This is a genomic window from Duganella caerulea, from assembly GCF_040362985.1.
Taxonomy (GTDB): domain Bacteria; phylum Pseudomonadota; class Gammaproteobacteria; order Burkholderiales; family Burkholderiaceae_D; genus Rugamonas; species Rugamonas vulcania.
This window is the reverse complement of record NZ_BPWJ01000012.1, coordinates 40,714-59,491: the sequence shown is the minus strand read 5'-3', so window position 1 is coordinate 59,491 and position 18,778 is coordinate 40,714. Positions and strand designations below refer to the sequence as shown.

Genomic DNA, 18,778 nt, shown 5'->3' with positions numbered 1-18,778 from the left:
GCTATCGCTGTGCTTTGCGCCTTGCCCTGTGCGCTGCCTGCGCGTCCTTCGCTCCCAATTTAAGCGTTACAGTCCACTAGCACTTCGTAAGCTGACGTAATTCGCACAAATCCTTCGATGTCCAGGACATATTGACCCTGTTTTTCATGTAATATCGCTGCTAAGTGCCGTACTGAGGTCACACTAAAGTAGTCGTTAAGGGCACAGGGAGTCTCATGAAAGTTTTGGTAGTCGACGACGACGTCGTCTCGCGCATGGTGTTGATGCACCTGATCGACAGCTGCGGAAAATTCGATATCGTCGAAGCGGAAGATGGCGCGGACGCCTGGCGGCAGCTGGAAGACGGCTTGCGTCCTGCGATCTGCTTCTGCGACCTGCGCATGCCGCGCCTGTCCGGCATGGAGCTGCTGCAGCGCGTGAAGGGGCATGCGGAACTGAACACCATGCCCTTCGTGCTGGTGACGTCGGCCAACGACAAGGACACCGTGCAGGAAGCCACCAACGCCGGCGCGGCCGGCTACATCGTCAAGCCGTTCCAGGCCGAGCAGGTCCGGATCCACCTGGTCAATTTCCTCGACCAGGCGGCCAGCGGTTACGACCACCACGCGGAAGATCCCGCCGCCACCTTGCGCCGGCTGGGCATCAACGCCGAGCGCCTGCTGGTCTACCTGAGCGGATTCCAGAACCAGCTGACCGTCGCCACCGGCGACCTGGAAGCCTTGCTGGCCAAGGGGCAGCAGCAGGAGGCGCAGGCGCGCGTCGAACGCCTGCACGCCGGCTGCGTCACATTGGGGCTGGACGGTGCGGCCACTGTGCTGAAGAGCCTCGCGCCCGGCAAGCTGTCCAACGAGGCGGTGCAGGCCGTCCTGGCCGACGTGGTGCGCGCCGTGATCCATCAATCCGGCCTGGTACGGCAGAGCGGCGCCGCCTGAGCGATAGCACTTGATGCCGATATAGTTTAGGTTTAAAGTATCTGCTGCGTGAGCAGCGGCTACCGAACGACCTCCAACTTCAGGGCGACCATGACCAGCACCTCAGTCAGCAGCACCTCCGTCACCAGCAACGACAGCGCGCACACCGACCGCTTCGCGCGCGAGCACCTGCCGCCGCCGGCGTTGTGGCCCGAGCTGCGCTTCGACCTGCCCGAGCTGCAATACCCGCCGCGCCTCAATTGCGTGGCGGCGCTGTTCGACGGCGCGCTGGCCGGCGGCGCGGCCGGCCACGTCGCCATCCGCGGCGAATATCTCAGCTGGACCTACACCCAATTGCAGCAGCAGGTCGACCGCATCGCCCATGTGCTGCGCGGCGCGCTGGGGCTGGAGGCGGGCAACCGCGTGCTGCTGCGCGGCGCGAACAATCCGATGATGGCGGCTTGCATCCTGGCGGTGCTCAAGGCTGGCTGTATCGCGGTGCCCACCATGCCGCTGCTGCGTGCGCGCGAACTGGGCACCATCGCCGCCAAGGCCGAGATCAACGCCGTGCTGTGCGCCGACAGCCTGCGCGCCGAAATGGAAGCGGTGGACCTGCCCGCCGCCGTGAAGGCGAAAACGCTGTGGTTCGGCGCCGCCGACGGTGGGCTGGAGGCGCTGATGGCGCCGCAGCCGGACAGCTTCGACGCGGTGGACACGGCGGCCGACGACGTCTGCCTGATCAGCTTCACCTCCGGCACCACCGGCGTACCGAAAGGGACCATGCACTTCCATCGCGACGTGATGGCGATCTGCGACTGCTTCCCGCGCTCGGTGCTGGGATCGCAGCCGGACGACATTTTCATCGGCACGCCGCCGCTGGCCTTTACCTTCGGCCTCGGTGGCTTGCTGCTGTTCCCGCTGCGGGTGGGCGCGACGGCCGTCCTGCTGGAAAAACTGACGCCGGAAACGCTGCTGCAGGCGATCGAAAAATACCGCGCCACCGTGTGCTTCACCGCGCCGACCTTCTACCGGCAAATGGCGCCGCTGGCCGGCAAGTACGATATCGCCAGCCTGCGCAAGTCCGTCTCCGCCGGCGAAGCGCTGCCGCTGGCCACGCGCGAGAGCTGGCGCCAGGCCACCGGGCTGGCGATGATCGACGGCATAGGCGCGACCGAACTGCTGCACATCTTCATCTCGGCCTCCGGCGACCAGATACGGCCCGGCGCCACCGGCAAGCCGGTGCCCGGCTACCAGGCCTGCATCCTCGACTACGACGGCAACCCGGTCGGGCCGGGCGTGATCGGCCGGCTGGCGGTGAAGGGGCCGACCGGCTGCCGCTACCTGGCCGACGAGCGCCAGCGCGACTACGTGCTCAATGGCTGGAACCTCACCGGCGACGCCTACGAGATGGACGCCGACGGCTATTTCTACTACCGCTCGCGCACCGACGACATGATCATCTCGGCCGGCTACAACATCGCCGGGCCGGAGGTGGAGGACGCGCTGCTGCGCCATCCCGCCGTGGCCGAATGCGGCGTGACCGGCAGGGCGGACGAGGAGCGCGGCCAGATTGTCGAGGCGCATGTGGTGCTCAAGCCGGGCCACGAGGCGTCGGAGGAAATGACGGCGCAGTTGCAGGAGTTCGTCAAAGGGCAGATCGCGCCGTACAAGTATCCGCGCTCGATCCGCTACCTGGCGGCGCTGCCGCGTACCGAAACCGGAAAGCTGCAGCGCTTCAAGCTGCGAACCGAATAAAGAGAACCGCATGAATATCGTTTGCATAGGCGGCGGCCCCGCCGGCCTGTATTTCAGCCTGTTGATGAAGAAGCAGGACCCATCCCACCAGATCACGGTGGTGGAGCGCAACCGTCCCTACGACACCTTCGGCTGGGGCGTGGTGTTCTCCGACCAGACGCTGGGCAACCTGATGAACTCCGACGAGCCGACCGCGCGCGCGATCCTGCAGTCGTTCAACCACTGGGACGATATCGACGTTTTCTTTAAGGGCGAGAAGGTCACGTCCGGCGGCCACGGTTTCTGCGGCATCGGCCGCAAGCGCCTGCTCAACATCCTGCAGCAGCGTTGCGAGGAGCTGGGCGTGTCGCTGGTGTTCGAGACCGAGGTGGCGGACGACCAGGAGATCGCCGCGCGCTACGGCGCGGACTTGGTGATCGCCTCCGACGGCTTGAACAGCCGCACCCGCACCCGCTACGCCGACAGCTACCAGCCGCAGATCGAGGCGCGCCAGTGCCGCTTTGTGTGGCTGGGCACACGCAAGAAGTTCGACGCCTTCACCTTCGCCTTCAAACAGACGGAGCACGGCTGGTTTCAGGCGCACATTTACCAGTACGACGGCGACACCTCGACCTTCATCGTCGAGACGCCGGAATCGGTGTGGCGCGCGGCAGGGCTGGAGGAGATGAGCGCGGAGCAGTCCATCGCGTACTGCGAGCAGCTGTTCGCGGAGCAGCTGGACGGCCACGGCTTGATGTCAAATTCCGCGCATCTGCGCGGCTCCGGCATGTGGATCAAGTTCCCGCGCATCGTCTGCGGCCAGTGGGTGCATTGGAACGGCGATGTGCCGGTGGTGCTGATGGGCGACGCCGCGCACTCGGCGCACTATTCGATTGGCTCCGGCACCAAGCTGGCGCTGGAGGACGCGATCGAACTGGCGCGCTGCTTCGGCCAGCACGCCGATGCCGCCGCCGCATTGGAGGCGTATCAGTCTGTGCGGGCGGTGGAGGTCATCAAGCTGCAAAGCGCGGCCCGCAACTCGATGGAATGGTTCGAGAACGTCGAGCGCTACACGGCGATGGAAGCGCCGCAGTTTGCGTACTCGATGCTGACGCGCAGCCAGCGCCTGTCGCACGAGAACCTGCGCCTGCGCGATGCGGGGTACGTGGCGGACTACGAGCGCTGGTTCGCCGACCGCGCTTGCGAACAGGCCGGTATGCCGCCAGCGCAAACTGGCTTGGCGCCGCCGCGATCCGGCCAGCAGTCGCCGCTGCCGCAATCCGGCCTCGCGCCAGCGCACGCGGCGCCGCCGCCGATGTTCACACCCTTCAAAGTCCGCGACCTCGTTCTGAAAAACCGCATCGTCGTTTCGCCAATGGCGCAATACAGCGCCGTGGACGGCGTCGCCGGCGACTATCACCTGGCCCACCTCGGCGCGCGCGCACTGGGCGGCGCGGCGATGGTGTTCGCCGAAATGACCTGCGTATCGGCCGATGCGCGCATCACGCCGGCCTGTCCCGGCATGTACGCGCCGGAGCACACGCAAGCCTGGAAGCGCATTGTCGATTTCGTCCACCAGCACAGCGACGCCAGGATCGCGCTGCAACTGGGCCACGCCGGCGCCAAGGGCTCGACCCGCGCCATGTGGGACGGCATCGACCAACCTCTGGACAAGGACAACTGGCCGCTGGTCTCCGCCTCGCCGCAGCAGTACCTGGCCGGCATATCGCAAACCGCGCGCGCCATGACGCAGGCCGACATGGACCGCATCGAAGCCGACTTCGTGCGCGCCACGCTGGCAGCCGACGACGCGGGCTTCGACTGGCTGGAGCTGCACTGCGCGCATGGCTATTTGCTGTCGTCCTTCATCTCGCCGCTGACCAACCAGCGCGCCGACGAATACGGTGGCAACTTGGAAAACCGCTGCCGCTATCCGCTGCGCGTATTTGCCGCGATGCGCGCCGCCTGGCCGCAGCACAAACCGATGAGCGTGCGCATCTCCGCGCACGACTGGGTTGAAGGCGGCATCACGCCGGACGATGCGGTGCGGATCGCCCGGCTGTTCAAGGCCGCCGGCGCCGACATGATCGACTGCTCGTCGGGCCAGGTCAGCAAGCAGGAAAAGCCGGTCTATGGCCGCATGTTCCAGACGCCGTTCGCGGACCGCATCCGCAACGAGGCCGGCATAGGCGCGATCGCCGTCGGCTCGATCTTCGAGGCCGACCACGCGAACGGCATCATCGCCGCCGGCCGCGCTGACCTGTGCGCCGTCGGTCGCCCGCACCTGGCCAACCCTGCATGGACGCTGGCGGAGGCGGCCAAGATCGGCTATTCCGGCGTCGCCTGGCCTAAGCAGTACCTGCCGGCCAAGCAGCAGCTGGAACGCAATCTCGAACGCGAACGCCAGCTGGCGGCTGCCAATACCGGTCTCACGCCGCAGCAGGTCGCGGCCAAGCTGCTGGAAGGATGAGGCAATGAGCGAAGCCAGAAAACCCTCGGCGCGCGATGCCTACCTGGCGCCGGGTTCCGCCTTGGCCGGCACACCCGCAGCGGCTGGCGCAGGCGCGGGCGCCGGGGGCAGCGCGGTCGCAGGCGTCGGCGCAGTCCAGGGCACGGGCGCAGGTGCCGGAGCCGGCACGGCCGGCCTGCCGCTAAGCGGCAAGCACGCACTGGTGACAGGCGGCGCGCGCGGCATTGGCGCCGCCTGCGCGCGGGCCTTGCTGCTGCGCGGCGCGCGCGTCACGCTGGCGGGGCGCGATGCGCAGGCGCTGGTGGCCGCCGTCGACTCCATGAACGCCATCGCCGCGCCCTCGGGTGGCGCGGTCGCCATGCAGGTGCTGGACGTGACCGATGAGGCATCCGTGCGCAGCGGCTTTGCCGGCGCCGTCGAGCGCTTCGGCCGCATCGACATCCTGGTCAACAACGCCGGCCAAGCCGCCCCTGCACCGTTCGGTAAGACCGACGCCGCGCTGTGGCAGCGCATGCTGGACGTGAACCTGACCGGCACCTTCCACTGCACCCAGGCCGCGCTGCCCGGTATGATCGAGGCAGGGTGGGGCCGCATCGTCAACGTCGCATCGACGGCGGGGCTGGTGGGCTATCGCTACGTGTCCGCCTACGTCGCCGCCAAGCACGGCGTGGTCGGCCTGACGCGCGCGCTGGCGCTGGAGGTAGCCACCAAGGGCGTGACGGTCAACGCCGTCTGCCCCGGCTACACGGAAACCGATATCGTGCGCGAGGCGGTCGCCAACATCGTCGCCAAGACCGGCCGCAGCGAAGACGAAGCGCGCGCCGAACTGGCCGCCGGCAATCCGCAGAAGCGGCTGGTGCAAAGCGAGGAAGTCGCCAGCGCCGTGGCCTGGCTTTGTCTGCCCGAAGCGGGCGCCATGAATGGACAATCCGTCGCCGTCGCCGGCGGCGAAGTAATGTGAAGCACGAGGAAGCTATGCCACCATTTTCAGAGAACGACGACAATCAAAACCCCATCGAAAACGGTGAGGCGCCGGTGCTCGACCTGGCCAGCCGCCTGACGCAGGACCACCATCAATCGCTCAAGCTTTGGCTGCGCATGCTGTCCTGCACCGTCAAGATCGAAAACGAAATCCGCAGCCGGCTGCGCGCCAGCTTCGGCATCACTTTGCCGCGCTTCGACCTGATGGCGCAGCTGGAGCGCTATCCGCAAGGCCTGCGCATGGGCGAGCTGTCCAAGCGCATGATGGTCACCGGCGGGAACATCACCGGCATCACCGACCAGCTGGAGCAGGAAAAACTGGTGGTGCGCGTGCCGGACCCGAAGGACGGCCGCGCCTACAGCGTGAAGCTGACGGCGGCCGGCCGCAAGGCCTTCGCCACCATGGCCGCCGAACACGAAGGCTGGATCGCCGAGCTGCTGCAGGACATGTCCGGCGCAGACAAGAACCAGTTGATCGACCTGCTGTCGCAGATGAAGCAGCACCTGAACGCCTCGGACGAAAAATAAGGAACCACACCATGCGATATCTTCCCGGCGAAGCGCAGCAACTGCCCGGCAACCGCTCCGCGCTGGCCGATTACCAGGCCAGCCATTTTCTGTTTGAAGTCAGCGGCGGCGTCGCCACGCTGACGCTTAATCGCCCCGAGCGCAAAAATCCGCTGACCTTCGATTCCTACGCCGAGCTGCGCGACCTGTTCCGCGCGCTCGCCTACGCGGACGACGTCAAGGCCATCGTCATCACCGGCGCCGGCGAAAACTTCTGCTCCGGCGGCGACGTGCACGACATCATCGGCCCGCTGACCAAGTTGGACATGCCCGGCCTGCTGGCCTTCACGCGCATGACGGGCGACCTGGTGAAAGCCATCCGCGCCTGCCCGCAGCCGATCGTGGCGGCGGTCGACGGCATCTGCGCCGGCGCGGGCGCGATCCTGGCGCTGGCGTCGGACATGCGCCTCGGCACGGCGCGCAGCAAGACCGCCTTCCTGTTCACGCGGGTGGGCCTGGCGGGCTGCGACATGGGTGCCTGCGCCTTGCTGCCGCGCGTGATCGGCCAAGGCCGCGCGGCCGAGCTGCTGTACACGGGACGTTCGATGTCCGGCGCGGAGGCCGAGCGCTGGGGCTTCTTCAACAGCCTGCAGGAACCGGAGGCGCTGCTCGACGCGGCGCGCGCCTTCGCGCAAGGCCTGGCCGACGGTCCGACCTTCGCCCACGGCATGACCAAGAAAATGCTGCAGCAGGAGTGGAACATGGGCGTGGACGAAGCCATCGAGGCGGAAGCGCAGGCGCAGGCGATCTGCATGGCGACCAACGATTTCCACCGCGCCTACCATGCCTTCGTGGCCAAGCAAAAACCGGAATTCGAAGGCGACTGATGAGCGACAAGACCTACCTTGAATGGCCATTCTTCGACGCCCGCCATGCACAGTTGGAGCGTGAGCTCGATGCCTGGGCCGCGCAGCACATCGGCCAGCAGCATGAAGCCGACGTCGATGCGGCTTGCCGCCAGCTGGTGCGCCAACTGGGCGAGGGCGGCTGGCTGCACCACGCCATCGCCGGCGCGGAGGGCGCGGGCATCGACACCCGCGCCATCTGCCTGATCCGCGAAACGCTGGCGCGCCACAACGGCCTGGCCGATTTCGCCTTCGCCATGCAGGGCCTGGGCTCGGGCGCCATCAGCCTGCACGGCACGGCGGCCCAGCGCGATGCCTACCTGCCGCGCGTGGCGCGCGGCGAGGCCATCGCCGCCTTCGCGCTGTCCGAGCCGCAGGCAGGTTCCGACGTCGCCGCCATGCAGTGCGCTGCGGTGCGCGACGGCGACCACTATGTGCTCAACGGCGAGAAGACCTGGATCTCCAACGGCGGCATCGCCGATTTCTACGTGGTGTTCGCGCGCACCGGCGAGCAGCCCGGCGCGCGCGGCATCACTGCCTTCATCGTCGATGCCGATACGCCGGGCTTCGAGATCGCCGAGCGTATCCAGGTGATCGCCCCGCATCCGCTGGCGCGGCTGGTGTTCCGCGATTGCCGCGTGCCGGCCACGCAGCGCATCGGCGAGGCAGGGCAGGGCTTCAAGGTGGCGATGTCCACGCTGGACGTGTTCCGCACCTCGGTGGCGGCGGCCGCGCTGGGCTTCGCGCGGCGCGCGCTGGACGAGGCGCTGGCGCACGCCACTCAGCGCAAGATGTTCGGCCAGGTGCTGTCCGACTTCCAGATGACGCAGGCCAAGCTGGCGCAGATGGCGACCGGCATCGACGCCGCCGCGCTGCTGACCTACCGCGCAGCCTGGCAGCGCGACCAGGGGCGCAACGTGACCAAGGAGGCGGCGATGGCCAAGCTGACGGCCACTGAAACGGCGCAGCAGGTGATCGACGCCGCGCTGCAGATGTTCGGCGGCCTGGGCGTGGTGAGCGAGCAGCCGGTCGAGCGGCTGTACCGCGAGATCCGCGCGCTGCGCATCTACGAGGGCGCCACCGAGGTCCAGCAACTGATCATCGCGCGCGAACTGCTGCGCGCGGCCAACACTAAGGAAGCATGATGGAATTTCTTCAACCGCCGGGCTGGGCGCGGCCGCGTGGCTATTCGAACGGCGTCGCCGCCAGCGGGCGCCTGGTTTGCGTCAGCGGCATGATCGGTTGGGACGGGCAGGGCGTGTTCCACACCGACGACTTCGCCGGCCAGGTGCGCCAGGCGCTGCGGAACGTGGTCGAGGTGCTGGCCGAGGCCGGCGCGCGGCCCGAGCACATCGTGCGCATGACGTGGTACGTGCTGGACCGGAAGGAATATGTCGGCGCCTACAAGGAGGTGGGCGCGGCCTACCGCGAGATCATCGGCGCCCACTATCCGGCCATGACGGCGGTGCAGGTGGCGGGGCTGGTCGAGGACCGGGCGAAGGTGGAGATCGAGGTGACGGCGGTGGTGCCGTAGTCGATTGGTCCCCCCGACTGGAATCGAACCAGTATCCCACGCTTAGGAGGCATGTGCACTATCCATTGTGCTACGGGGAGGACGCCAGGCCGCGCTTTGCGGGCGGCCGGGCGCCATTATAGCCGACCGCCGCCCTCTCAGGGCAAGACGCCGGCGATGTTCATCCGGGCATACAGTGTTTGCAGCGGCAGCCATACCACCAGGTCATCGAACTCGCCGCCTGGCAGGGCCGGATCGCGGGCCGGCGGCCGGCTGACGAAAGCGTTGATATCCGCGTAGTTATGCTGTTCGTCGACGTTGGTCAGCGATGGATTCAGCTGGGCGATGCCCTGCACGCTGGTGGCCGGGTTGCTCTTGCCGCTGGAGAAGATGACCGCCGGCGAGCACTGCGCCGCGGTGCTGCAGTGCGCCTGGCCGATGCGGAAGAAGGGCCGGCCCTGGCCGTCGCGGCTGACGACCACCTTGTCGGCCACGCTGTATTGCTGCAGCACGGGCGCCCGCGTGTAGGCCGGCGTGACGCTGTAGCGCAAGCGCTTGCCCCAGCCATCGCTGCCGCCGATGCCCAGGGCCACCCAGGGCAGGAAACCGTTGCAGTCCTCCGCTGTCGCGCAGGCCGCCGGATTTTCGGTGCCATCCAGCGCGGACACGGCCGGCCGCGGCAGCCTGCCATGGGTCATCGCATAGCCCAGCAGCGCTTCACGGGCTTCGCCCAGCATGGCCTGGGTCTGGCGTTCGCGCGCCCCCTCGCCGTGTTCGCCCCCGAACAGGTGCAGGAGCAGCGCCGCCGAGCCCACGCCCAGCATGACGACCAGCAGCAGCAGGGCGGCGCCGCTCTGGCGGGAGACTGGACGTACGGGACGGTGGCGGCGCATGATTGGACGGTGTGGGCAGGCAATGGCGTAGGCCCCAGCTTAGCCGATCGGCGGTCGCGATGCCAGTATGACATGACAGAATATGCCCGCCGCCCGGCATTGCCGGTACAATACTGCTTCTTTCAATCCTCCGGCCAGGCCGCGCTGCTTGATCCGCGCCGCCGCCGGGCATTCCCACATTCTTATGGCTGTCATTTCCCTTTCTTCCGCCCAACTTGCGTTCGGTCACGTCGCGCTGCTCGATCATGCTGAATTCTCTCTCGAAACCGGAGAGCGTGTCGGTCTGATCGGCCGCAACGGCACCGGCAAATCCTCGCTGTTGAAAATCATTTCCGGCCGCTTCAAGCTGGACGACGGCCTGCTGGTCATGCAGCAAAACATCAAGATCGCCTACGTCGAGCAGGAGCCGGTGTTCGATCCGGAGATGACGGTGTTCGACGCGGTGGCCTCGGGCATGGGCCAGCTGCAGGATCTGCTGAAGGAATACGACGCGCTGACCGGCCAGTTCGGCCAGGGCAACGACGACGCCGTCATGGAGCGTATGCACGACGTCCAGGTCTTGCTGGACGCGGCCGACGCCTGGAGCTTGCCGAACAAGGTCGAAACCGTGCTCGACCGCCTGAACCTGGGCGGCGACATGCTGATGAAGACCCTGTCCGGCGGCATGCAGAAGCGCGTGGCGCTGGCGCGCGCGCTGGTGTCGGCGCCCGACGTGCTGCTGCTCGACGAACCGACCAACCACCTGGATTTCACCTCCATCATGTGGCTGGAAGGCCTGCTGCGCGACTTCAAGGGCAGCGTGTTGTTCATTACCCACGATCGTTCCTTCCTGGATAACGTCGCCACCCGCATCATCGAGCTCGACCGCGGCCGCCTGCTGTCGTTCCCGGGCAATTTCACCACTTACCAGGCGCGCAAGGCCGAGCAGCTGGAAAACGAAGAGGTGGAGAACGCCAAGTTCGACAAGGTGCTGGCGCAGGAGGAAATCTGGATACGCAAGGGCGTCAAGGCGCGCCGCGTGCGCGACGAGGGCCGCGTGCGCCGCCTGGAAGCGCTGCGCCTGCAGCGCGCCGCGCGCCGCGAACAGCAGGGCCAGGTCAAGCTGGAAGTGTCGTCGGGCGAACGGTCCGGCAAGATCGTGGCGGAACTGGAAAATGTCAGCAAGCGCTTCGGTGAGCGCGTCATCGTCAACAATTTCACCGGCACCATCCTGCGCGGCGACAAGGTGGGCCTGATCGGCGCCAACGGCGCCGGCAAGACCACGCTGCTGAAAATGATCCTGGGCGAGCTGGCGCCGGACAGCGGCGTCGCCAAACTGGGCACCAAGCTGCAGGTGGCGTATTTCGACCAGATGCGCACCCAGCTCAACGAGGAGGCCAACCTGATGGAAACCATCGCCCCCGGCAGCGATTGGGTCGAGGTCAACGGCGCCCGCAAGCACGTGATGAGCTACCTGAACGATTTTCTGTTCGCGCCGGAGCGCGCGCGCTCGCCGGTCAAGTCGCTGTCCGGCGGCGAACGCAACCGCCTGTTGCTGGCGCGTCTGTTTGCCAAGCCAGCCAACTGCCTGGTGCTCGATGAACCGACCAACGACCTCGATATCGAGACGCTGGAATTGCTGGAAGAGTTGCTGGAGGAGTACCAGGGCACGGTGTTCCTGGTCAGCCACGACCGTACCTTCCTCGACAACGTGGTCACCCAGGTGATCGTGGCCGAGGGCGAGGGTCACTGGCGTGAATTCGTCGGCGGTTACAGCGACTGGGAGCGCGTGCGCGACACCGTCGCGGCCGCGCCCAAGCCGGCGGCCAAGCCGGCGCCTGCTGCCGTGGCGCAACCAAATGTGGCCAAACAAAAGAAACTCAGTTATAAAGAGCAACGTGAGCTGGATGAGCTGCCACAGCTGATCGCCGCCCTGGAGGACGAGCAGAGCGTGCTGGCCGGGCAGTTGTCCGATCCGGATTTTTACAAGAAAACGCCGGCTGAAGCCAAGCGGCTGCACGCCCGGGTGGCGGAAATCGAGCAGGAGTTGATGGCCGCACTGGAGAAATGGGAAGCCATCGAGGCGCGGCAGTGATCCAGCGGGCAGCGCTGTACCGTATCGCGCCGTTTTTCCTGTACATGGCGTTCATCGTCGTGGCGGACCTGGCTGGGCGCATGGGATGGAGCGCCACCGGCCTGCGCTGGCTGTATCCGGTGAAGATCGGCGTGGTGGCGCTGGCCTTGTGGTGCTGGCGCCGCCATTACAGCGAGCTGCGCTTGGCGCGGCCCGGTGCCGGCGTGCTGGCGTTGTCGGCGGCGGTCGGCGTGCTGGTGTTGGTGCTGTGGGTTAACCTGGATGCGGGCTGGATGCGTGTCGGCCAGTCAGCCGGCTTCGATCCGCGCGATGACGGGCACATCAACTGGGGGCTGGCGTTGACCCGGCTGGCCGGCGCGGCGCTGGTGGTGCCGCTGATGGAAGAGTTGTTTTGGCGCTCGTATCTGCTGCGCTGGCTCGACCGGCCTGATTTCCTGCAGCTGGCGCCGGCCAGCGGCAGCCTGCGCGCCGCCGCCATCACCGCCGTGCTGTTTGGCGTGGAACATGATTTATGGCTGGCCGGCGTGGTCGCCGGTCTATCGTACGGGTGGTTGTACCGGCGCACTGGTAATATCTGGGCGCCCATCGTAGCCCATTGCGTCACCAATGGGCTGCTGGGTGCTTGGATAATTGCGACCGGGTCATGGATTTACTGGTAGTATTGTCAATTGTTTGTCCCTTCTGTTAATATTTCATCCATGATGCCAGGCTCCATGCATATTAAATTCGACAAGACCCGGAACGATATCATCCAACAACTGCCTGCACCGGACCTCGCCCTCCGCGGGATGCTCCGCCTGGCTACTTTATGCGTGGTCGGTGCCGCCGCGCTGCCAGCCGCCGCGCAAATCAGCGACACCGTTCATCCGTACGCCCTGGCGTCGATCAATCACGACGATAACCTGCTGCGGCTTGCCGATAATGCGCAGGGCGAGCGAAGCGATACCTACAAATCGGTGGAAGCGGGCCTGCTGCTGGAGCGGCCCATCGGACGCCAGGTATTGACCGGGCGGCTCAAGGCGACCAGGGTCACCTTCGACCGTTATGACCAGCTCAACTACAACGGCAAGGAGGCTGAGGGTACGCTGGAGTGGCACATCTACAATCACCTCGAGGGACACATCGGCGCCAACTATTCAGAGACGCTGGCGCCGTATGTCGATTTCCACGTCGCCGAACGTAACCTGCGGGTGCACCGCCGCGAGTTTTTTGACGGCGCCTGGCTGCTGCATCCAAGCTGGAAGTTGCGCTCGGCCTGGTCGCGTGACCGCTACCTGTACAACCTCGCTTCGCAAAAATTCAACAACCGCAACGAGGATATCGCCGAGGCCGGCGTGGATTACCTGCCGAGCACGACCAGTTCAGTCGGCGTGCGCTTGCGTCGCGTGACCGGGACCTATGTGGACCGCAACGGCTTCACCTCCTTCTTCGCCGACAACGGATATGAGCAGAACGAGGCCAAGGCCAATGTCAACTGGGTGATCAGCGGTGCGTCCCGGCTGCAGTTCCTGGGGGGCTATGTGCGCCGCAAGCACGCCGTGTTCTCGATCCGCGACGAGTCGGGTTTCAACGGTCGCCTGGTCTACGATTGGATGCCGCGCGCGAAACTCCAGCTCAACACCACGGTCTGGCGCGAGTTCGCCGCTGTCGAGGGCAGCGTGCTGAACAGCAGCCTGAACAAGGGCGTCAGCGTCAACGCCGCGTACGAGCTGAGCTCGAAGGTCAGCGCCACCGCCGGCGCCCGCACCGAGCGGCGCGGCTTTAGCGCGATTCCCGGCGTCAGCACCGCGGGCCTGGACCTGAATGACTCCATGCGCAGCACCTCGGTTGGCCTGAGCTATGCCCCGCTCAAGCAGCTGCGCCTCGATCTCAGCGGCTACCATGAGTCCCGTACCGGCAATGTGCTTGTCGGCACCAACAGCTATAAAGCCAACGGCATTTCACTCAACGTCACCGCGCAATTCTGAATACAACATGACCGTTAACGATGTACCTCTGATCTCTTTCTTTCAGCGTGTCCTGGATCCCCTGTTGATCATGGGGATGTTGTATGTGTGCGCGCTGGGATATGGTGTGCCGTTTTCCGGCTACCTGTTGATCCTGGCGGTGCTGGCGTTTTTCATCTCGACCTCGGTGTTCGCCTATGTCGACCCGTACCGCACCTGGCGCAGCGGCCGCCTGCTGGCCTATGCGCGCGACGTCATCGTCAGCTGGGTGGTGACTTCGCTGCTGCTGGCGGCGCTGGGCAAGGTCAGCGGTTTCCAGGCGTACTTCGACTACGCCGTGGTGCTGACCTGGATGTTGATCACGCCGTTCATCCTGCTGGCCAGCCACCTGGCCGCGCGCCGCATGCTGGCCTCGGAGTCGGGCGAGGTCGAGGTGCGCTCGGTGATCATCATTGGCGTCAATGACGTCAGCGTCAAGTTCGCCGCCACCATCGCCCGCAACCCGAACATGTTCATGGAGGTGCGCGGCTTCTTCGATGACCGCACGGCGGACCGCTGGCCGGCCGCGCGCCGCGAGCCGGTGCTGGGCAACATGGCCGACATCGCCGGGTATGTGCGCGAGCACCGCATCCGCTTGATTTTCATCAGCCAGCCGATTTCCGCGCAGCCGCGCATCCGCCGCCTGCTCGACGAGTTGCAGGACACCACGGCTTCGGTGTATTTCCTGCCCGATATCTATGTATTCGACCTGATGCAGGCGCGCTTCGACAACGTCGGCGGCATGCCGGTCATCGCCATCTGCGAGTCGCCGTTCACCGGCTTTAACAGCACGGTCAAACGCGCCAGCGACATCATCCTTGCCTCCATCATCCAGATACTGCTGTTGCCGCTCATGTTGGCCATCGCCATCGCCGTCAAGGTGACGTCGCCGGGGCCGGTGATTTTCCGCCAGCGCCGCTACGGCTTGTATGGCGAGGAGATCATCGTCTACAAGTTCCGGTCGATGACGGTGGCCGAGGATGGCGCGCAGGTGGTGCAGGCCAAGAAGAACGACCAGCGGGTCACGCCGCTGGGCGCCTTCCTGCGCAAGACCTCGCTCGACGAATTGCCGCAATTTATCAACGTGCTGCAGGGCCGGATGAGCATAGTCGGACCGCGCCCGCATGCTGTGACGCACAATGAGCAATATCGCAAGCTGATCAAGGGTTACATGCTGCGCCATAAAGTCAAGCCCGGCATCACCGGCTGGGCCCAGGTCAATGGCTTGCGCGGTGAAACCGAAACGCTGGACAAGATGGAGGCGCGGGTCAGCTACGACCTCGATTACCTGCGCAACTGGTCGCTGTGGCTGGATTTATGGATCGTGTTGCGCACCGTGCAGGTGGTGCTGAAACGCGAGAACGCGCATTGAGCGCGCCGCCAAAACGATGGTTTGGTGTTAATGATGTTGATCATATTGACAATCTGAAGAGTGCAACCCATACTGATGCCCGTATCGGCGGACTGTGTGCAGTGCAGCAATTCAATACTTGGGATCCTACATGCTAAAGAAATTACACAAAGTTGGTCAACGCCATGCCGCCGTCCCGCCGACAGCGAAATGGCCCTCCGTCGTGGCGGTGGTGCTGCTGGGATTGGCACTGGGCGCGTGCGGCGAGAAAAACAAGGCGCCCGGCCAGTCGCTGGCCAGTGTCAACGGCGAAGAGATCACCGTGCTGCAGTTGAACGAGGAGCTGCAGCGTTCCAATGTGCCGCAGCCGCAACAGCAGGCCGCCAGCAAGCAGTTGCTGGACAGCTTGATCGAGCGTCAGTTGCTGACCGGCGAAGCGGTCAAGGAAAAGCTCGACCGCGATCCGCGGGTGGTGCAGTCGATCGAGCGCGCCAAGGCCATGATCCTGGCCCAGGCCTACCTGCAGAAACACATGACCAGCGTGGCCAAGCCTACTCCGGCCGAGGTCGCCGACTACTACGCCAAGCATCCGGCGTTTTTCGCCAATAACAAGGTGTTCGACATGCGCCAGCTGGTGCTGGCGACCAAGGATGTCACGCCTGAGCTGAAGGCCGTCATCGACAGCGCCAAGTCGCTCGACGAGGTGGCGGCGTGGATGGAATCGCATCAGGTCAAGTTCGGCCGGGGCCAGCTGTCGCGCAGCAGCGCCGACCTGCCGCCGGAACTGTCGGCCAAGCTGTTGGCCATGGCGAAAAATCAGTTGTTCATCGTCCGCGAAGGCGAGCGCAGCTTGCTGATCGTGCTGACCGATATCAAGGACCGTCCGGTGACCCAGGAAGCGGCCGCCCCGCAGATCGAGCAATTCCTGTTCAACCAGAAGAACAAGGAAGCGGCCGCCGCCGAAGTGGCGCGCTTGCGCGCGGCCGCCAAGATCGAGTATCTGAACAAGCAGATGGCGCCAGGCGCCGACGCTCCAGCCGCCGCGGCCGCCGCCGCGGCGCCCGCCGCCTCGGCACCCGAGGCCGCCAAGCCGGCGATCAACGAGTCGACCGAGCGCGGCGCCGCGGGTCTGAAGTGATGTTCTTTTAATTACGCACATATATAACCGGGATCTGAATGATGAAACGATATGCGATGTGGCTGGTGGGAATGGTGCTGGCGCTGGCCATGCAAATGGCGGGCGCGGCGGAAGTGCTGCTGGGGGCCGGCGATGTGCTGCGGGTGTCGGTGTACAACAATCCCGACCTGAGCCTGGAAACCCGCGTCAACGACAGCGGCGCCATCACCTTCCCGCTGATCGGGCCGGTGGTGATCGGCGGCCTGTCGACCGCGGCGGCTGAAAGCAAGATCGCCGGCCTGCTGGAAAGCGGCGGCTTCCTGCGCAAGCCGCAGGTCAATATCATCGTGACCGTGCAGCAAAGCCAGCAAGTGTCGGTGCTGGGCCAGGTCAACCGCCCCGGCCGCTTCCCGATCGACGGCAAGCGCAGCATGCTGGACATGCTGGCGCTGGCTGGCGGCATCGCGGTGGACGGCGGCGATACGGTCAGCCTGCTGCGCAAGCGCAACGGCACCACCACCCGTGAAGTGATCGATGTGATCCAGATGGTGCGCGCGGGCGAGCTGGGCCAGGATTACGAAGTGCAGGGCAACGACGTTCTGTTTGTCGAGCGCGCGCCGCGGTTCTATATCTACGGCGAAGTGCAGCGTCCTGGCACCTTCCGCCTGGAGCGCTCGATGACGGTACTGCAGGCCTTGTCGACCGGCGGCGGCCTGACCCCGCGCGGCACCGAGCGCGGCCTGCGCATCAAGCGCCGCGGCGCCGATGGCAAGCTGCAGGTGATCGACGCCAAGCAGGACGACCTGCTGCAGGCGGACGACGTGGTCTACGTGCGGGAAAGCATCTTCTAAGCGTGCGGGAGGGGCGTCCCGCGCCGGACGTCGAACGATAATTTTTTTCAGTATTTGAGGGTGCAAAAATGGACTTAGCCAACCTCCTGCTCGTATTGAGGGCTCGCAAGAAAATAGTGCTGACCACCTTGCTGGTCACCGTGCTGGTGACCGTCGTGGTGAGCCTGGTGCTGCCGAAGACCTACAAGGCCACCAGTTCGCTGGTGATGAACTACAAAGGGGTCGACCCGTTGACCGGCATGACCATGCCTGGCCAGCTGCTGCCTGGCTACATGGCGACGCAGATCGATATCATCTCGAGCAAGAACGTCGCGCTGCGCGTGGTTGACACGCTCAAGCTGGCCAATTCGCCGGCCGTGATCGAACAGTTCAACAGCGACACGGACGGCAAGGGCACCGTGCGCGACTGGCTCGCCGATCTGCTGCTGCGCAAGCTGGACATCGTGCCGTCGCGCGAATCGAGCGTGGTCGACATCAGCTTCAAGGGCTCCGACCCGCAATTCGTCGCCGCCGTCGCCAATGCCTTCGCCGATGAATACCAGAAGGTCAACATCCAGTTGAAGGTGGAGCCGATGAAAAAGGCGGCCGCCTACTTCAACGACCAGACCAAACTGCTGCGCGACAACGTTGAAGTGGCGCAAAGCCGCCTGTCGAAGTACCAGCAGGAACACGGCATTGTCAGCGTCGACAACCGCCTGGACGTCGAGTCGAACCGCTTGAACGATCTGTCGGCCCAGCTGGTGATCGCCCAGGGCCAGTTGATGGAGGCGACCTCGCGCCAGCGCATGGCACAGGGCAGCAGCGGTGTCGAGTCGCCTGACGTGGCGTCCAATCCGCTGATCCAGAACCTCAAGATCGGCCTCGGCAACGCCGAAGGCAAACTGGCCGAAATGGGCCAGCGCCTGCAGGCCAATCACCCGCAATACGTGGCGGCCAAGGCGGAAGTGGAAAAGCTGCGCCGTGACCTGAGCGAGGCGCTGAAAGCCACCTCCAACTCGGTCAGCAACAACGCCGCCATCCTGCAGCAGCGCGAGGCGGCGATCCGCAGCGCCATGCAGGAACAGAAGAACAAGGTGCTGGAACTGAACCGTACCCGCGACGAGATGAACGTGCTGGCCAAGGATGTCGAGAGCGCCCAGCGCGCGTTCGACAACGCCTCGCTGCGTTTTTCGCAGACCAAGATCGAAGGCCAGTCCGACCAGTCCGACATCGCCGTGCTGAACCCGGCCACGCCGCCGGCCGAGCCGTCCTCGCCCAAGGTGGTCTTGAACACCGTGCTGTCGGTGTTTTTGGGAACCTTGCTGGGCGTCGGCTTCGGTGTCCTGGCCGAGATGATGGACCGCCGCGTGCGCTCGCGCGACGATCTGGCCTCGCTGACCTCGGTGCCGGTGCTGGGGGCGATCTCCTGGAGCCAGCCCACGCACAAGCGTAAGACCGTGTTGAAATTGTTCTCGCCGCGTCGTCTCGGCGCAAACTAAACCATGGA

Annotated in this window: 16 protein-coding genes and 1 tRNA gene; 15 read left to right on the top strand and 2 right to left on the bottom strand. The window is 65.4% G+C overall.

All coding sequences use genetic code 11. The annotated features are described in order from the left end of the window. The first annotated feature begins 215 nt into the window (after nucleotides 1-215). The 8 genes from ACUJB0_RS27830 (at nucleotide 216) to ACUJB0_RS27795 (ending at nucleotide 9,042) form a co-directional block, all read left to right on the top strand. Nucleotides 216-932, top strand: coding sequence for a response regulator (locus tag ACUJB0_RS27830; protein ID WP_444848087.1), 717 nt, complete (start codon nucleotides 216-218; stop codon nucleotides 930-932). A gap of 90 nt (nucleotides 933-1,022) precedes the next feature. Next, a complete protein-coding gene (locus ACUJB0_RS27825; protein WP_444848086.1) occupies nucleotides 1,023-2,666 on the top strand; it encodes an AMP-binding protein in 1,644 nt (547 codons plus the stop codon). A gap of 10 nt (nucleotides 2,667-2,676) precedes the next feature. Then, complete coding sequence (locus ACUJB0_RS27820; protein ID WP_444848085.1) at nucleotides 2,677-5,115, top strand: bifunctional salicylyl-CoA 5-hydroxylase/oxidoreductase; 2,439 nt, start codon at nucleotides 2,677-2,679, stop codon at nucleotides 5,113-5,115. A gap of 4 nt (nucleotides 5,116-5,119) precedes the next feature. Beyond that, nucleotides 5,120-6,076 (top strand): SDR family NAD(P)-dependent oxidoreductase, encoded by a 957-nt coding sequence (locus ACUJB0_RS27815; RefSeq protein WP_444848084.1) that lies wholly within the window; start codon nucleotides 5,120-5,122, stop codon nucleotides 6,074-6,076. Nucleotides 6,077-6,090: 14 nt separating this feature from the next. Next, complete coding sequence (locus ACUJB0_RS27810) at nucleotides 6,091-6,624, top strand: MarR family winged helix-turn-helix transcriptional regulator (protein WP_117014685.1); 534 nt, start codon at nucleotides 6,091-6,093, stop codon at nucleotides 6,622-6,624. Between the two features lie 11 nt (nucleotides 6,625-6,635). Next, nucleotides 6,636-7,490, top strand: coding sequence for an enoyl-CoA hydratase family protein (locus ACUJB0_RS27805; RefSeq protein WP_444848083.1), 855 nt, complete (start codon nucleotides 6,636-6,638; stop codon nucleotides 7,488-7,490). After that, nucleotides 7,490-8,653, top strand: coding sequence for an acyl-CoA dehydrogenase family protein (locus ACUJB0_RS27800; protein ID WP_444848082.1), 1,164 nt, complete (start codon nucleotides 7,490-7,492; stop codon nucleotides 8,651-8,653). The genes ACUJB0_RS27805 and ACUJB0_RS27800 overlap by 1 nt, the downstream gene beginning before the upstream one ends. Next, the gene (locus tag ACUJB0_RS27795) at nucleotides 8,653-9,042 is read left to right on the top strand and encodes a RidA family protein (RefSeq protein WP_444848081.1); all 390 of its coding nucleotides are present in this window, start codon (nucleotides 8,653-8,655) and stop codon (nucleotides 9,040-9,042) included. Before ACUJB0_RS27800 ends, ACUJB0_RS27795 begins: the two co-directional genes overlap by 1 nt. A gap of 5 nt (nucleotides 9,043-9,047) precedes the next feature. Here ACUJB0_RS27795 and ACUJB0_RS27790 read toward each other — a convergent pair. Together ACUJB0_RS27790 and ACUJB0_RS27785 are read right to left on the bottom strand one after the other, a co-directional pair. After that, nucleotides 9,048-9,122, bottom strand: a tRNA-Arg gene (locus ACUJB0_RS27790). 57 nt (nucleotides 9,123-9,179) lie between these two features. Next, complete coding sequence (locus ACUJB0_RS27785) at nucleotides 9,180-9,914, bottom strand: hypothetical protein (RefSeq protein ID WP_444848080.1); 735 nt, start codon at nucleotides 9,912-9,914, stop codon at nucleotides 9,180-9,182. A 184-nt stretch (nucleotides 9,915-10,098) separates the two neighbouring features. On the opposite strand from ACUJB0_RS27785, the gene ACUJB0_RS27780 reads away from it, so the two are divergent. The 7 genes from ACUJB0_RS27780 (at nucleotide 10,099) to epsF (ending at nucleotide 18,770) form a co-directional block, all read left to right on the top strand. Continuing rightward, entirely contained in the window at nucleotides 10,099-11,988 is a 1,890-nt protein-coding gene (locus ACUJB0_RS27780; protein WP_444848079.1) for an ATP-binding cassette domain-containing protein, read from the top strand. Continuing rightward, the gene (locus tag ACUJB0_RS27775; RefSeq protein WP_444848078.1) at nucleotides 11,985-12,647 is read left to right on the top strand and encodes a CAAX prenyl protease-related protein; all 663 of its coding nucleotides are present in this window, start codon (nucleotides 11,985-11,987) and stop codon (nucleotides 12,645-12,647) included. The genes ACUJB0_RS27780 and ACUJB0_RS27775 overlap by 4 nt, the downstream gene beginning before the upstream one ends. A gap of 54 nt (nucleotides 12,648-12,701) precedes the next feature. Beyond that, nucleotides 12,702-13,955 (top strand): XrtB/PEP-CTERM-associated polysaccharide biosynthesis outer membrane protein EpsL, encoded by a 1,254-nt coding sequence (gene epsL, locus ACUJB0_RS27770; protein ID WP_444848077.1) that lies wholly within the window; start codon nucleotides 12,702-12,704, stop codon nucleotides 13,953-13,955. A 7-nt stretch (nucleotides 13,956-13,962) separates the two neighbouring features. After that, complete coding sequence (locus ACUJB0_RS27765; RefSeq protein WP_444848076.1) at nucleotides 13,963-15,345, top strand: undecaprenyl-phosphate glucose phosphotransferase; 1,383 nt, start codon at nucleotides 13,963-13,965, stop codon at nucleotides 15,343-15,345. Nucleotides 15,346-15,475: 130 nt separating this feature from the next. Further along, nucleotides 15,476-16,462, top strand: a complete 987-nt coding sequence (locus ACUJB0_RS27760; protein WP_444848075.1) for an EpsD family peptidyl-prolyl cis-trans isomerase — start codon at nucleotides 15,476-15,478, stop codon at nucleotides 16,460-16,462. A gap of 41 nt (nucleotides 16,463-16,503) precedes the next feature. Further along, nucleotides 16,504-17,292, top strand: coding sequence for a polysaccharide export protein EpsE (epsE, locus tag ACUJB0_RS27755; RefSeq protein WP_444848129.1), 789 nt, complete (start codon nucleotides 16,504-16,506; stop codon nucleotides 17,290-17,292). A 68-nt stretch (nucleotides 17,293-17,360) separates the two neighbouring features. Further along, the gene (epsF, locus tag ACUJB0_RS27750; protein ID WP_444848074.1) at nucleotides 17,361-18,770 is read left to right on the top strand and encodes a chain length determinant protein EpsF; all 1,410 of its coding nucleotides are present in this window, start codon (nucleotides 17,361-17,363) and stop codon (nucleotides 18,768-18,770) included. Nucleotides 18,771-18,778: the final 8 nt, after the last annotated feature.

Bases quoted from the DNA above. Each gene is read 5' to 3' on its own strand.
- ACUJB0_RS27830 (WP_444848087.1), top strand. From the start codon at position 216: ATGAAAGTTTTGGTAGTCGACGACGACGTCGTCTCGCGCATGGTGTTG.
- ACUJB0_RS27825 (WP_444848086.1), top strand. From the start codon at position 1,023: ATGACCAGCACCTCAGTCAGCAGCACCTCCGTCACCAGCAACGACAGC.
- ACUJB0_RS27820 (WP_444848085.1), top strand. From the start codon at position 2,677: ATGAATATCGTTTGCATAGGCGGCGGCCCCGCCGGCCTGTATTTCAGC.
- ACUJB0_RS27815 (WP_444848084.1), top strand. From the start codon at position 5,120: ATGAGCGAAGCCAGAAAACCCTCGGCGCGCGATGCCTACCTGGCGCCG.
- ACUJB0_RS27810 (WP_117014685.1), top strand. From the start codon at position 6,091: ATGCCACCATTTTCAGAGAACGACGACAATCAAAACCCCATCGAAAAC.
- ACUJB0_RS27805 (WP_444848083.1), top strand. From the start codon at position 6,636: ATGCGATATCTTCCCGGCGAAGCGCAGCAACTGCCCGGCAACCGCTCC.
- ACUJB0_RS27800 (WP_444848082.1), top strand. From the start codon at position 7,490: ATGAGCGACAAGACCTACCTTGAATGGCCATTCTTCGACGCCCGCCAT.
- ACUJB0_RS27795 (WP_444848081.1), top strand. From the start codon at position 8,653: ATGGAATTTCTTCAACCGCCGGGCTGGGCGCGGCCGCGTGGCTATTCG.
- ACUJB0_RS27785 (WP_444848080.1), bottom strand. From the start codon at position 9,914: ATGCGCCGCCACCGTCCCGTACGTCCAGTCTCCCGCCAGAGCGGCGCC.
- ACUJB0_RS27780 (WP_444848079.1), top strand. From the start codon at position 10,099: ATGGCTGTCATTTCCCTTTCTTCCGCCCAACTTGCGTTCGGTCACGTC.
- epsL (WP_444848077.1), top strand. From the start codon at position 12,702: ATGCATATTAAATTCGACAAGACCCGGAACGATATCATCCAACAACTG.
- ACUJB0_RS27765 (WP_444848076.1), top strand. From the start codon at position 13,963: ATGACCGTTAACGATGTACCTCTGATCTCTTTCTTTCAGCGTGTCCTG.
- ACUJB0_RS27760 (WP_444848075.1), top strand. From the start codon at position 15,476: ATGCTAAAGAAATTACACAAAGTTGGTCAACGCCATGCCGCCGTCCCG.
- epsE (WP_444848129.1), top strand. From the start codon at position 16,504: ATGAAACGATATGCGATGTGGCTGGTGGGAATGGTGCTGGCGCTGGCC.
- epsF (WP_444848074.1), top strand. From the start codon at position 17,361: ATGGACTTAGCCAACCTCCTGCTCGTATTGAGGGCTCGCAAGAAAATA.